Origin of the sequence: Brevundimonas albigilva, from assembly GCF_023573565.1 — a bacterium.
Taxonomy (GTDB): domain Bacteria; phylum Pseudomonadota; class Alphaproteobacteria; order Caulobacterales; family Caulobacteraceae; genus Brevundimonas; species Brevundimonas albigilva.
Genome location: NZ_CP097649.1, coordinates 1,657,650 through 1,670,959, shown reverse-complemented (window position 1 = coordinate 1,670,959; position 13,310 = coordinate 1,657,650). Strand labels below are relative to the sequence as shown.

Below are 13,310 nucleotides of genomic sequence, written 5' to 3'. Positions count from 1 at the left end.
AGGTGAAGGCCATGCGCCAGACCTTCGACGAAACCACCGACCCGTCCTTCGGAGCCCGACACCTGCCCCTGCTGCGCGCCCGCATGGCCGAGCAGGGCCTCGACGGCTTCCTGATCCCGCACGAGGACGAGCATCAGAACGAATATCTGCCCGACGCCAACGAGCGGCTGGCCTGGGCCACGGGCTTCACAGGCTCGGCCGGGGCGGCGGTGGTGATGCGCGACCGCGCGGCCATGTTCACCGACGGCCGCTACACCGTCCAGGTCAAGGCCCAGACCGATCCGGCCCTGTTCGAGCGCTTCGACCTGGGCGATGTCGCCCGCTATCTGGAAGGCGCTCCCCAGGGCGCCGTGATCGGCTACGATCCGCGCCTGCACAGCCCCGACGCGCTGGCGCAGCTGCAAGAGGCGGCGTCCAGGGCGGGCGCGACCCTGAAGCCGGTCGAGGTCAATCCGCTGGACCAGGCCTGGGGCGAAGGCCGTCCCGCGCAACCCGCCGCGCCGGTGGTCCCGCATCCGGACGACTATTCCGGCGAGAGCCACGCCGCCAAGCGCGCCCGCATCGGCAAGGCGGTGGCCAAGGCCGGCGCCGACGCAGCCCTGCTGACGGCGCCGTCGTCGATCGCCTGGCTGTTCAACGTGCGCGGGGGGGACGTCATCCGTTCGCCGCTGCCGATCGGCCAGGCCCTGCTGCAGGCCGATGGCCGCGCGCGCCTGTTCCTGGATTCGGCCAAGGTCACCAACGCCCTGCCGGCGTGGCTGGGCGACGAGGTGCAGATCGAGGCGCCCGAGCGGCTGGCCGAAGCGCTGGACGCTCTGGCCGGGCGGCGGGTGATGATCGACCCCGCGCTGTCCTCGGCCTGGTATTTCGACCGGCTGGAGCAGGCGGGCGCGACGGCGGTGCGGGCGCCCGACCCCTGCGCCGTGCCGCGCGCGGTCAAGAACGCGGTGGAGATCGAGGGCAGCCGCCAGGCCCACATCCGCGACGGCGCCGCGCTGAGCCGCTTCCTGCATTGGGTCGACACGACGGCGCAGCAGACCCTTCCCGACGAGCGCGAGGTGGTGGAGGCGCTGGAGCGGTTCCGAGAGGAGACCGGCGCGCTGAAGGATCTGAGCTTCGACACCATCGCCGGGGCCGGGCCGAACGGCGCCTTGCCGCACTACAAGCCCGTCACGCGAACCATCCGGCGGATCGAGAAGGGGTCGCTGCTGCTGGTCGACGGCGGCGGCCAGTACCTGGACGGCACCACCGACGTGACGCGCACCGTGGCGGTCGGCGAACCGTCGGCTGACCAGCGGCGGATGTTCACCCTTGTGCTCAAGGCCCACATCGCCATGGCGACCATCCGCTTCCCGCCGGGAACCAGCGGCATGGCGCTGGACGCCATCGCGCGCGCGCCGTTGTGGCACGCGGGCCTGGACTACGACCACGGCACGGGCCACGGCGTCGGCAGCTATCTGGGCGTCCACGAGGGGCCGCAGCGAATCGCCAAATGGGGCACCAGCCAGCCGTTGTTGGAGGGGATGATCCTGTCCAACGAGCCCGGCTATTACCGCGAAGGCCATTGGGGCATCCGCATCGAGACGCTTCAGGTGGTGACGCCGGCCGTGGTTCCCGAAGGCGGCGAACGGCCGATGCACGGCTTCGAGCAACTGACCTTCGCGCCGCTGGACCGCAGGCTGATCGAGGTCGGCCTGCTGAGGCCGGACGAACGGGCCTATGTCGACGCCTATCACGCCGAGACGCTGGCCAAGGTCGGACCGCTGCTGGACGGCGAGGCGAAGACGTGGCTGGCGCAGGCGTGCGCGCCGCTGTGAACCGATAGCCGCTCATCGCGAGCGCAAGGCGCCTATGCCGCGGGCGTCTGGGTCGTTGAACCGCCCTTGGCGTCCTTTGCGCAGTGGCGCAGGTCCGAGACGGGGCAGGGCAGGTCGGCCAGGGCCGCGCGCATGGCGTCGTAGCCGGCGGCCACCGGCTGGTCATAGACCTTCCAGTCGCGAATGTCGGCGCCGCCCGGATCGGGCAGGACCAGAACGTCGGCCTGGGCGCGGGCCTGCTCCATCTCGGCGTCGGTGGACAGGGTGGCCGAGCGCATCAGCACCGACACGATGGGCGGTCCGCGCTTCCATGCGCCCGACAGAACCCACTTCCACCAGGACGGCGGGTTCTGCAGCGTCTCCGGATCGACGCCGCGCGTCTGGGACATGTCGACGCCGACGATGGGGCCGCTGTTGAGCTGGCGCATCACGCCGGTGGGGAAGTTCCTGAGCACGGCGCCGTCGACCAGAACCTGGCCGTCCATCACCACCGGAGGCATGACGCCGGGAATGGCGATGGAGGCGCGCATGGCCCGCCGCAGCAGGCCGGTGCGGTGGACCTCCAGCTTGCCCGAGGTCAGGTTCGACGACACGGCGAAGAAGGGCAGGGGCATGTCCGCCATGTCGATGTCGCCGTAGGCGTCTTCCAGCAGGCCGGCGACCTTGCGCGCCCGGGTCATGGCGACCAGGGGGAAGGCCAGGTCCGACAGCGGATCGGACTGAACGAACGCCTTGCGGATTTTCTGGTCCAGCTCCTGGTCCGACCAGCCCAGCGCCGGACCCGCCCCGACCACCGCCCCCATCGAGGCGCCGCCGATGAAGTCCAGCGGAACGCCCGCCTCATGCAGGGCGCGGACCGCGCCGATGTGGCAGTAGGCGCGCGCGCCGCCGCCCGACAGGACCAGGCCGACCGAGGTTCCGGTGACGACGCGGGCCAGCCGCTGGGCGTCCGACGCCACGCCTTCCACGCAATGAAACCAGCGGTCGGGACGAACGCCGTCGATCCACACCCGGGTGTTGGCCGGCCGCGTCATGCGCGGATCGCGCAGCAGGATCAGGTCGGTCAGTTGCCGTCCGTCGCCGAAGCCCGTGCGGTGCGGCAGATTGCGCGGCGGCGCCAGCAGGCCGCTGCCCACCACGAAAAGGCGGTCGACCTGGCGCGCGCAAAGCGCCGCCCAGGCGGGCTGGTCCAGTTCGGCGACGTAGAGGACATAGTCGTGGTCGTCCTCCACCCGATTGAACCATTCCGCAGCCGAGGTCAGGGCCGACTGGTCGATCACCTTGCAGCTGAAGCCCAGGGCCTGGATGGCGGCGGCGATACGCTCGACGAAGGCGCGGATGGGGCGGGGACGGGCCGAGACGAAGCCGAACACGCTGGGCTCGGCCGCGCCGGCGGTGCGCTCCCGCGCCCGGTGGATCATCAACCGCGACAGTTCGACCATGAGGTCGGGCTCAGAGCGCGCGGCTTCGAAGAAGGCGTCGCGCGGCAGGGCCAGGATCTCGGAATCGCGCAGCGCGACGACGCTGGCGGTATGCGGCGTGCCGGCCAGCATGGCCATTTCGCCCACCGGTTCGCCGGCGCGGACCACGCCCAGGAACTGGACCGGCTGGGCGTCCTCGACCCGGAACACGCCCAGACGGCCCGAACGGACCAGATACAGGGTGTCGGCCGGCTCGCCCGCCAGGAACAGCGGCTCGCCGCCCGTCAGGGCGAACCAGCTGGCGCGATCGATCATCCGCCCCTCGAAAATCCGCGCGAGGGCGCGTTCCAGCGTATCGGGGCGCGGCTTGGCCATGACCTTCCCTTTAGGCGCGATTCCGCCTTGGCGCGACAACCTCATGGCGTTTCAAGCGTTGCCATCACGAGAAGCGCGAGCAAACGGGGGCTGACGGCATGGACGAGCGGATCTGGACACCCTATTGCGGCGCGGCCCCGGCCCCGGCGGGCTGGCTGGCGCGATGGAACCTGGACCCGGTGCTGATCGCGGTGATGGCGGTGACTTTCGCCCTGCTGTGGCGAGGACGGGCGCGCGACCAGCGGATCATGCTGGCGGCCGCTGCAGGCGTGCTGGCGATCAGCTTCGTCTCGCCGCTGTGCGCCCTGAGTTCGGCGCTGTTCACCGCGCGGACGCTGCACCACCTGCTGCTGATCCTGGCCGCGGCGCCGTTGCTGGCGCTGGCGCTGCCGACGCCGAAGCGATCACGACTGCTGCCGGCGGCCGCCCTGCACCTGCTGGTCCTGTGGGCCTGGCATGCGCCGGGCGCCTATGCGGCGGCCCTGTCCAACGACGCGACCTACTGGGCGATGCAGGCCAGCCTGCTGGCGACGGCGATCTGGTTCTGGTCGGCGGTGCGCGCCGCCTCGGCCCCGGCGGCGATCGCGGGCCTGCTGGCGGTGATGCTGGGGATGGGGCTGCTGGGCGCCCTGATCGCCTTCGCCGGCCAGCCGATCTATGCGCCGCATTTCGCCACGACCCTGGCATGGGGCCTGACGCCCCTGGAAGACCAGCAGGCGGCCGGCCTGATCATGTGGGCGCCGGCGGCGGCGGTCTATCTGGTCGTCGCCCTGTGGCGGATGGCGCGGCTGCTGACGCCGCGCGCGGAGGTCGCCGCGTGATCGAAAAGCTGTTTCGCCAGGCCCTGGAGTGGGCCGCCGGGCACCACGACGAAGGGCGCTACTCGCCCGTGGGCATAGCCTTTCACTGGGTCATGGCGGCGCTGGTCTTCTTCCAGCTGGGCTGGGGCTGGTGGATGGGCCGTCAGCCGGTGGGCGGGGCGATGGTCGCGGCCTATGACGTGCATTTCGCGGTCGGCGTCTTCATGCTGATCCTGGTGATCGGGCGCCTGTCCTGGCGTCTGCTGGCGCCGAACCTGATCAACGACGCGGACAAGCCCGGCTGGGAAAGCACCGCCGCCCACATCACCCACTACGTCTTCTACATCTGCCTGTTCGGCCTGCCGTTGAGCGGCTGGGCGATGATTTCCGCCACCGACCGGATGCGACAGCTGGAGGCGCTGGGGTTCATCCCGTGGCCGTTGCTGCCGTTGCAGGACCTGTCGAACACCCAGCTATGGGCGATCGAGGCGGCGGCGGAATGGATGCATTGGGGCCTGGTCGTCACGCTGCTGCTGATGATTCCCATCCACGCGGGCGCAGCCCTCAAGCACCATCTGATCGATCGGGACGACGTGTTTCACGCGATGCTGCCGGTCGTGCCGCTGCGTCGACGGAAGCGGACCCGCTGGCAACGGCGCTGGCGCGCGCTGGAGAAGCGGGTTGGCGCGACAGCCAAAGCGCTATTTCGCGGGCTTCTGGGTCCGAAAGCGGCCTGACCGCCGCGGCCATCACGCCGCGCGGGTCGTTGCGGCGGGCGCCGGTCTTCCAGCGTTGAAGCTGTTCCAGCGTATAGGCGTAGGGCTGTCCGGCGATCTGGGGATTGCCGCCGTCGCCGGCGCCCTGGCCCCGGTCGCCGTGGCAGGCGGCGCAGGCGACGACGCCGCGCGCGGGATCGCCCCGGCTGTAGAGGGCGGGCGCCGGCGACACGGGGACGGGCGCAGCGGCGGGGACCGGCAGGCTGGCGTAATAGGCCGCGACCGCGCGCCGGCCGTTCGGGTCCAGACCCTTCGCCACGCGGGTCATCAGAGCGTCCTGACGCAGGCCAGAGGCGTAGTCCTCCATCTGCTTCTGCAGATAGCCCGCATCCAGCCCCGCCAGTCGCGGCGCGGCGACGCCGTCGCCCTGACCGTCCAGGCCGTGACAGGTGAAGCAGGCGTTGGCCGCGCCGCCGGGGCCGCCGCTCATGGCGATGGTCTGGCCCGTCTCGGAAAAGGCGCGATCCGTTCGCCCAGGCGTGGCGTCGCAGCCCGAAGCCCCGATGGCGGCCAGAAGGGAAAGGGTCGGAAGGATCGCGCGCACGGCGATCCAACCCGCGCTTATGGCGAAGGTTCCACCGCATTCGCCTGGGGACGACGTGTCGCAGCCGGGAACCGCCGGCGGGGTCGGGGGGTTGGTCTGGTCAAGCTTAGGGGACGGGGATGCGGCGTTGCGTCATCAGCGGCGAGACATGAGGCGCAGCCTGCCGGGCCTGTTCGCCTTCGCGCTGGTCGGACTGGCAGGGTGTGTCGACAAGGCCGATCTGCCGCGACCCGTGGCCCAGGGCGATCCGGCGCGCGGCCTGGACGTGATCCGACAGGTCGGCTGCGCCGCCTGCCATGCAATCCCGGGCGTCGCGTGGCCCGAGGGCCGTTCCGCGGGCGCCCTGGCGGGGTTCGGTGCCCGGCCGCTGATCGCCGGCCGCCTGCCCAACCAGCCGGACGTTCTGGTGCGCTGGCTGATCGACGCGCCTTCGCTGGACGCCGGAACGGCCATGCCGCCCATGCCCCTGACCCAAGCCCAAGCCCGCGATGTCGCGGCCTATCTGTATGAGCTCGATGACGACTGAAACCGCGCCCGGACTGTCCGGCTGGCCCCCGCCCGTGCTCGATCCGGCCGGTCCCTTCGCGGGGCCGATCCAGGTCGTGGCCTGGGTCCTGTTCGTCATGGCGGCGGTGGTCCTGGCCATCGTCCTTTTGGCGCTGGGCGTCGCCCTGTTCGGGCCGCGAAAGTGGAAGCGGCGTGTGGGCGGCGAGCGGCTGGTGTGGATCGGCGGCCTGGCGTTCCCGGTGGTGGTGCTGTCCGGCCTGCTCATCTATGGCCTGGCCACCGGCGCGCGGGTCGCAGCCGAGCCCAAACCCGGCGAGATGCGGGTGCGCGTCACCGGCGAGATGTGGTGGTGGCGCGTGGCCTATCTGGACGCCGACGGCCGCGAGGTGGTCCAGGACGCCAACGAGGTGCACATTCCCACCGGCCAGACGGTGGTGTTCGAACTGGAAAGCGCCGACGTGATCCACAGCTTCTGGGTTCCGCGTCTGGGCGGCAAGGTCGACATGATCCCGGGGCGGCGCAACTTCCTGCGCCTGCAGGCCGATGCGCCCGGGACCTATGGCGGGCAGTGCGCCGAATATTGCGGCGGTCCCCACGCGCTGATGGGGCTGGTCGTGGTCGCGCATGATCCCCGGGCCTATGCGGCCTGGCGCGCGCGTCAGGCGCAGGCCGCCACGGCGGTCGTTTCGGCCCAGGCGCCGCTGGCCTTGATCGATCAGGGACGCGCCGTGTTCGCCGCCTCGGGCTGCGGGGCGTGCCACACCATTCGCGGAACCGAGGCGAACGGGCTAGCCGGGCCGGACCTGACCCACGTCGGATCGCGCCAGACCCTGGGCGCGGGCATCCTGCCCAACAACCAGGGAACGATGGCGGGCTGGATCTCCGACAGCCAGGGCATCAAGCCCGGCAACCGGATGCCGTCCTATCCCGTGTTGACCGGCCAGGACCTGCGCGCCGTCGCCGCCTATCTGGAAAGCCTGAAATGAGTTCGGAAACCGGGTTCGATCCCGAACTCTACAAACGCTTCCCCACGCAGGAGAAGCGGCCCGAGGGCGAGCTGAAGCAGCTTGAGGACGTCTGGTGCGGACCGCGCCGGCCGTGGGAGTGGATCACGGCGATCAACAACAACTTCATCGGCGTCTATTACGTCGGCGCGGCCATGTTGTTCTTCGTGCTGGCGGGGGTGCTGGCGCTGCTGATGCGGACGCAGCTGGCCCTGCCGCTGAACGGCTTCCTGCCGCAGGAGACCTACAACCAGATCTTCACCATGCACGGCACGGTGATGATGTTCCTGTTCGCCGTGCCGGCGGTCGAGGCGCTGGGGGTGCTGCTGCTGCCGCAGATGCTGGGCGCGCGCGACCTGCCGTTCCCCAGGCTGAGCGCCTACGCCTTCTGGGCCTATCTGGTCGGGGGGCTGGCCTTCTTCTGCTCGCTGTTCTTCGGCCTGGCGCCGAACGGGGGCTGGTTCATGTACCCCCCGCTGACGTCCATGACCTATTCGCCCGGGATCAACGCGGACTTCTGGCTGCTGGGCATCGGCTTCATCGAGATTTCGGCCATCGCCGGGGCCATCGAGATCATCGTCGGCGTGCTGAAGACCCGCGCGCCGGGGATGTCGCTGGACAAGCTGCCCATCTTCGCCTGGGCCATGCTGATCTTCGCCTGCATGATCATCATCGCCTTTCCGTCGGTGATCCTGTCGACCCTGCTGCTGGAACTGGAGCGGGCGCTGGACTGGCCGTTCTTCGATGCGGCGCGGGGCGGCGATCCGGTGCTGTGGCAGCACCTGTTTTGGTTCTTCGGCCACCCCGAGGTCTACATCATCTTCCTGCCGGCGGCCGGGGCCATGTCGACGATCATCCCGGTGGTCGCGCGCACCCGTCTGGTCGGGTACCGGATGGTGGTGATGGCCATGCTGGCGACGGGCTTCATCAGCTTCGGCGTCTGGGCCCACCACATGTTCACGATCGGGATGCCGCGCCTGTCGATCAACTATTTCAGCGCCGCGTCCATGGCCGTCAGCGTGCCGGCGGGGGTGCAGGTCTTCGCCTGGATCGCCACGCTGGCGGCGGGAAGGATGCGCTTCAACACGCCGGGCCTGTTCGCGGTCGGCGGGCTGGTGATCTTCGTCATGGGCGGCCTGACCGGGGTGATGGTGGCCATGGTGCCCTTCGACTGGCAGGCGCACGACAGCTATTTCATCGTCGCCCACCTGCATTACGTGCTGATCGGCGGCATGGTGTTCCCACTGTTCGCGGCGATCTACTACTGGCTGCCCATGTCCAGCGCCCGGCCGTTGAGCGAGCGGTGGGGGCGCTGGATCTTCTGGCTGATGTTCGCCGGGCACAACATCACCTTCCTGCCGATGCACCTGACCGGGCTGATGGGGATGCCGCGCCGGGTCTATACCTATCTGCCCGGGCGGGGGTGGGACCTGCTGAACGTCATATCGACGGTCGGCGCCTTCATGTTCGGCCTGGCGGTGCTGCTGTGGATCGTGGACATGATGCGCAACTTCCGCCTCTTCGGCGCGCGCGAGGCCGGCAATATCTACGACGGCCCCGGGCTGGAATGGCTGCCCAACGGCCTCTATTCGCTGCGGTCGATCCCGGTGATCAAGAGCCTGTATCCGGTATGGGACCAGCCGGACCTCGCCCGCGACGTGGCCGCCGGCCGCTATTTCCTGCCCGGCGCGCCCCGCGGCGAGCGCGAGACGATCGTCACCAGCCCGCTGAACGCCGAGCCGCAGTATCTGCAACGGATGCCGCGCCCCTCCAGCTGGCACGTGTGGGGGGCGATCTTCACGGCGGGTTTCTTTCTGATCCTGACCGTCCAGGCCTACGCCGCCTCGGTGATCAGCGGCCTGCTGGCCATCTACTGCATCGTCAAATGGTGCTGGAACATGGATCGGCCGATGGCGCAGGCCAGCGTGGACATCGGCGGCGGCGTGCGGGTTCCGACCTATCGGTCGGGACCGTCCAGCCACGGCTGGTGGGCGATGGTCATCACCCTGATCGTCGGAGGAATGGTCTGCCTCCTGGCCGGATTCGCCTATGTCTTCCTGTGGAGCCGACGCCCGGACCTGTGGATCGCGCCGCCCGACATGTCCGGGTTGATCCAGGGGGTGGGGCTGCTGGCGGTCGCCGGCCTGTGCGCCTGGGGAGGGCCGGCGGCGCTGAAGCTGGACCGCCCGCGCAGCGGCGTGATCGCGGCCGTCCTGCTGTTCGTCGGCGCGGCCGCCCTGGTCGCGGCCAGCGCCACGGACTTCACGACCTGGATGGGGGCGGGGCTGGACCCGCAGGCGTCCGGCCAGGGCGCCACGGTCTTCGCTCTGATGAGCTGGCAGGCGCTGTTCGTCGGAATCGGCGCGATCATGGGCGTCTTCGCCGTGGCGCGCTGGCTGTTCGGGCTGGCGTCGGCGGCGCAACCGGCCACCTTCGAACTGATCGGTCTGTTCCTGGCCTTCACGGCGGGGCAGGGCGCTTTCGTCCTGCTGCTGACCCGCCTGTTCCCGGGGGGCTGAGATGCGCAGCTGGCTGATGATGACCGGCGGGCTGCTGGTCTGGGCGGCCCATTTCCTGGGCGTCTATCTGATTTCCAGCCTGGGCGATGTGGCGGCCACGGCGGATGCGCCGGCTTGGCGCGGGGCGGCGCTGGTCTTCAGCGGCGCCTGCCTGGTCGCGGAGGGCGCCGTGCTTTGGCTCCTGGCGCGGCGCGCCCGCGTCACGGACGACGAGGGCCTGGCGCCGTTCACGATCGGCGTCGGGCTGACCGGCGCCCTGGCCGGCCTGATCGGCGTGGTCTGGCAGACCGCGCCGATCCTCATGGCCGGCTGATTCCTAGACGATCCAGGCGTGGTCCTGGGTTTGGCGGATGTGGTCGATGTCGTTGGCGGGGATGCGGTGGAGGTCGGCCAGGTCGGGCCCGGCGTCGGCGGCGTGCAGGGCGTCGAACCAGGCAGGCGGCAGGGTGTCGACGGCGGCGATGTCCGGGGCCGGCGCCTTGTGGGCGTCGAACGTCGGCATGACCTGGCCGGTCAGGTCGAGGTCGGCGGCCAGGACGAAGGCGTCGTCGTCGAGGCTGTCCGAACCGATCACGATGGGATCGCGGAAGTCTTCGGGGGCCAGGATCGCCTTGCCCGGCTCGGCGGCGGCCAGGGCGCCGTTGTTCCCGCCAGCGACCTGAATCCCACCCAGCCACAGGCCGGCGGTCAGCCCCACGTGCTCGGCGCTTTCGGAGAAGTTGAGCAGCATCTGGGCGCGGTTCGATGCGCCGCTGTCCAACTGGCTGGTCCAGTGGGCCAGGCCGCCGGCGTCGGGTTCGCGGTTCAGGGTGAAGCGGTACATCTGGGCCACGAAGTCGGCGTTCGACAGGTTTCCGTACTTCTGCTGGAACTCGGCGGCCGAGGCGAAGGCGGCGGCGATGTCGATCAGGGCCGTGCCGTCCTTGAGGTTCTGGGTCCAGACGGCCAGGCCGCCGACGTCAGCCAGGCGGTCGAAGGTGGCGTCATAGAGACGGGCGATGATCTTGGCCTGGTCGTCGGCGACCCACAGGCCGCGGTTCAGCACCGAGGCGGTGTTGTTGACGTGCTCGGCGCTCTCGGAGAAGGCGACCAGCATGTCGGTGCGGTTCAGCGAGCCGTTGTCGAGGCGAGCGGTCCAGTTGGCCAGGCCGCCGGCGTCGGGCTCGCGCCGCAGGGTGGTGCGATACAGCTGGGCGACATAATCCTGGTTGGACAGGCCGCCGAAGTTAGACTGGAACTCGGCGGAATCCAGGAAGGCCTGCGCCATCTGGGTCAGGGTCAGCCCGCCTTCCAGCCGGTCGAGCCAGTTCTCGAAGCCGCCCTGGTCGGACTGGCGGGCCAGGGCGGCGTCGTACATCCGCATCACCTGGGCCGCCTGGCTGGCCGCGTCGAACGTCAGGGTCCCGTCGACGAAGCGCAGGTTCTCGATCGAGACCAGCGCATCGGTCCCTTCGCCGGCCCCAGAGATCGAGGTGCTGTCGGCCACATACATCCGCCGCGCCGAGGCGTAGAGCGCCGTGTCCACGCCCGCGCCGCCGTCCAGAAGGTCATTGCCGCCCGCGCCGGTCAGGGTGTCATTTCCCGCGCCCGCGGCGAAGATGTTGGCCGACGCATCGCCAATGAAGGTGTCGTTGAAGGCTGTGCCGTAGGCGCCCTCGATCGAGACGAGAGTGTCGATCCCGTGCGCGACCGAGTTGGCCTGACCCGTCGCTAGGTTGACCGTGACCGCAGTCGAGGCGGTGCGATAGTCTGCAATGTCGGTACCCGCGCCACCGTCCAAACGATCGAAACCGGCCCCGCCTATCAGGATGTCGTCGCCGACGTTTCCGTAAAGGATGTCATCCCCCGCGCCGCCGTCCAGAGTGGACCCAATGACGGCGCCGCCCGGCGTGCTGACTCCCGTCAGCGACACATTGATCGTGTAGGTTCGGCCCGCCGTCAGGGGCGCGTAGTCAGATTGCGTCGTCCATTGGCCGACCGCGATATAGAAGACGCCGCTGGCGGGCAGGGTGAAGGTCAGCGACGAGTCCTGCGCCGCGCTGCTGCCCACGTCGCGGGCGCCGTCGTCGTTGGAAGCGAGGATTGCGTCATTCGCGCCGATTAGGCGAATGACGGGATCCATTCCGGGGGAGGCGCGATCGATGTCGATCGTCACCGTCTCGCCGGCCGTGCCGGTGAAACAATAATATTCGTACCCGTTTCCGGTCGCGGTGGCGTTTACAGTCGTATGAGGAACGGCGGTCGAAGAGATAATCTCCTGATCGAATTCGCGATCAAAGGAGCCATCGAGCGAAAGCGCTGTTTCCCGCGATCCGATATTCTGAGCCTGAGCTTTCGACAGGTCGGCGATCGCGATCGGCGCAATGTAGGCCTGAGCATACATCGTATCAGATCCGGAACCGCCGATCGCCCTTTCGATCACTGCGCCTTGGGCGATAGCGACATTGCCGCGCAGGCCGCCGACGTTCGAGAAATGCCCCTGACGAAGGTCGATAACCTGACTTTGACTGTAGCCCGAGAAGTCCAGCGTATCGTAGCCGCCGGCGTCCCATACGGCGAAAATCAGTGGCGACGTCGCGCTTGTCGCCGTCAGGAAATCGCGACCAGCGTTCGAGTTGAAGCCGTAGGTCGTATCGCCGGTTCGGGTTGACATGTTGGCGCCATACAGCAGTTGAATCGCCGCGATGTCGTCCAGCAGCGGCGCCGCGGCGTAGTAGCCGCCAAAATTGGCGCCGGTGTTGGTTTCCGACCAGTAGCTCATGATCGAATACTGTCGAGTGTCCTCCGCATAGGTGGAATCTGCATAGGTGGGATCACCGTCTCCTGCATTGTAGTTGCCAGGATGGTGAAGGCCGATTGCATGGCCGATTTCATGCGTCAGGGTGTGACGGCCGTAGTTCAGATAGGCGGGGTTGGCATTGTAGCTCAGGCTGCTGTTGAACCAAGCGTCCCCGGACACGGAATCCGCCGACGTGCTGCCCGGGAAATTGGCGAATGCGGCGGCGCCGTCCGATCCGCTGGAATAGTTGCCGAACACCATGGTCGCGTCATTGGAGTAGCCCGCACCGACCCGAACGAAAGTTATGTTCGCAACATCGGCCCAGGACTGGAGCGCCAACAGAGTCTGCTGAATCTGCACCTCGGTGAAACGGGTGAAGCCCGTGGTGTCGTCCGGCATGGTCGCCGGCGCCGTATCGCGAAAAGAGAAGGTTACGACCGCGCCGGGCCCCCACGTCACGCCCGCGCGGGCGATCTCGAAGGCCGCGCCCTCGATCGTATAGGACGGCAGGCCGCCCGGGGTCACATAGCCGCCGCGATCACCGGCGTTCGCGTCGTAGGGACCTCCGGTCGTGGGGTTTTCAATGGTCAGGCCCAGGCACAGTGGGCAGGCGCAGCGGACGCCGTCGGTGTCGGACGTCGCGCTTTCATCGACCGTGCGGGAAACTTCGCCTGGGAAGGACCGTTCAGACCACATGACTTATGTTCCACGACTCTGACTGTATCTGGATTGACACCAAACACGCACGCGGGCGCCCGTTTGGCAACC

At 69.0% G+C, this 13,310-nt stretch carries 9 protein-coding genes and 1 pseudogene; 7 read left to right on the top strand and 3 right to left on the bottom strand.

Going from position 1 to position 13,310, the window contains the following annotated elements; genetic code table 11:
* The first annotated feature begins 11 nt into the window (after positions 1-11).
* The gene (locus M8231_RS08360) at positions 12-1,817 is read left to right on the top strand and encodes an aminopeptidase P family protein (protein ID WP_250201256.1); all 1,806 of its coding nucleotides are present in this window, start codon (positions 12-14) and stop codon (positions 1,815-1,817) included.
* A gap of 32 nt (positions 1,818-1,849) precedes the next feature.
* On the opposite strand, the gene M8231_RS08355 is transcribed toward M8231_RS08360, so the two are convergent.
* Positions 1,850-3,613, bottom strand: a complete 1,764-nt coding sequence (locus M8231_RS08355; protein ID WP_249750360.1) for a patatin-like phospholipase family protein — start codon at positions 3,611-3,613, stop codon at positions 1,850-1,852.
* Between the two features lie 98 nt (positions 3,614-3,711).
* Here M8231_RS08355 and M8231_RS08350 point away from each other — a divergent pair, with 98 nt between their 5' ends.
* Both M8231_RS08350 and M8231_RS08345 read left to right on the top strand, forming a co-directional pair.
* Positions 3,712-4,434, top strand: coding sequence for a cytochrome c oxidase assembly protein (locus tag M8231_RS08350; protein WP_249750361.1), 723 nt, complete (start codon positions 3,712-3,714; stop codon positions 4,432-4,434).
* Positions 4,431-5,150, top strand: a complete 720-nt coding sequence (locus M8231_RS08345; protein ID WP_249750362.1) for a cytochrome b — start codon at positions 4,431-4,433, stop codon at positions 5,148-5,150. The genes M8231_RS08350 and M8231_RS08345 overlap by 4 nt, the downstream gene beginning before the upstream one ends.
* A 13-nt stretch (positions 5,151-5,163) precedes the next feature.
* Here M8231_RS08345 and M8231_RS08340 read toward each other — a convergent pair.
* Positions 5,164-5,619: pseudogene (locus M8231_RS08340) on the bottom strand (c-type cytochrome); the annotation flags it as partial.
* A 262-nt stretch (positions 5,620-5,881) separates the two neighbouring features.
* Here M8231_RS08340 and M8231_RS08335 point away from each other — a divergent pair.
* From M8231_RS08335 to M8231_RS08320, 4 genes are read left to right on the top strand one after another with little or no spacing between them, the layout of a single operon-like run.
* On the top strand, positions 5,882-6,259 hold the full coding sequence (locus M8231_RS08335; protein WP_249750363.1) for a c-type cytochrome: 378 nt from the start codon (positions 5,882-5,884) through the stop codon (positions 6,257-6,259).
* Positions 6,249-7,226, top strand: a complete 978-nt coding sequence (gene coxB, locus M8231_RS08330) for a cytochrome c oxidase subunit II (RefSeq protein WP_249750364.1) — start codon at positions 6,249-6,251, stop codon at positions 7,224-7,226. Before M8231_RS08335 ends, coxB begins: the two co-directional genes overlap by 11 nt.
* The gene (locus M8231_RS08325; RefSeq protein ID WP_250202570.1) at positions 7,223-9,763 is read left to right on the top strand and encodes a cbb3-type cytochrome c oxidase subunit I; all 2,541 of its coding nucleotides are present in this window, start codon (positions 7,223-7,225) and stop codon (positions 9,761-9,763) included. Before coxB ends, M8231_RS08325 begins: the two co-directional genes overlap by 4 nt.
* Position 9,764: 1 nt before the next feature.
* Positions 9,765-10,076 carry a hypothetical protein gene (locus M8231_RS08320; protein ID WP_250202569.1) on the top strand — a complete coding sequence of 104 codons (312 nt, stop codon included), beginning with the start codon at positions 9,765-9,767 and terminating at the stop codon, positions 10,074-10,076.
* Positions 10,077-10,079: 3 nt separating this feature from the next.
* On the opposite strand, the gene M8231_RS08315 is transcribed toward M8231_RS08320, so the two are convergent.
* Positions 10,080-13,238 carry a DUF4214 domain-containing protein gene (locus M8231_RS08315; RefSeq protein WP_284150808.1) on the bottom strand — a complete coding sequence of 1,053 codons (3,159 nt, stop codon included), beginning with the start codon at positions 13,236-13,238 and terminating at the stop codon, positions 10,080-10,082.
* Positions 13,239-13,310: the final 72 nt, after the last annotated feature.

What these genes read in the sequence shown, in the direction of transcription:
- M8231_RS08315 (WP_284150808.1), bottom strand. Translation starts at nt 13,238, where the DNA reads ATGTGGTCTGAACGGTCCTTCCCAGGCGAAGTTTCCCGCACGGTCGAT.
- M8231_RS08325 (WP_250202570.1), top strand. Translation starts at nt 7,223, where the DNA reads ATGAGTTCGGAAACCGGGTTCGATCCCGAACTCTACAAACGCTTCCCC.
- M8231_RS08335 (WP_249750363.1), top strand. Translation starts at nt 5,882, where the DNA reads ATGAGGCGCAGCCTGCCGGGCCTGTTCGCCTTCGCGCTGGTCGGACTG.
- M8231_RS08360 (WP_250201256.1), top strand. Translation starts at nt 12, where the DNA reads ATGCGCCAGACCTTCGACGAAACCACCGACCCGTCCTTCGGAGCCCGA.
- M8231_RS08320 (WP_250202569.1), top strand. Translation starts at nt 9,765, where the DNA reads ATGCGCAGCTGGCTGATGATGACCGGCGGGCTGCTGGTCTGGGCGGCC.
- M8231_RS08350 (WP_249750361.1), top strand. Translation starts at nt 3,712, where the DNA reads ATGGACGAGCGGATCTGGACACCCTATTGCGGCGCGGCCCCGGCCCCG.
- M8231_RS08355 (WP_249750360.1), bottom strand. Translation starts at nt 3,613, where the DNA reads ATGGCCAAGCCGCGCCCCGATACGCTGGAACGCGCCCTCGCGCGGATT.
- coxB (WP_249750364.1), top strand. Translation starts at nt 6,249, where the DNA reads ATGACGACTGAAACCGCGCCCGGACTGTCCGGCTGGCCCCCGCCCGTG.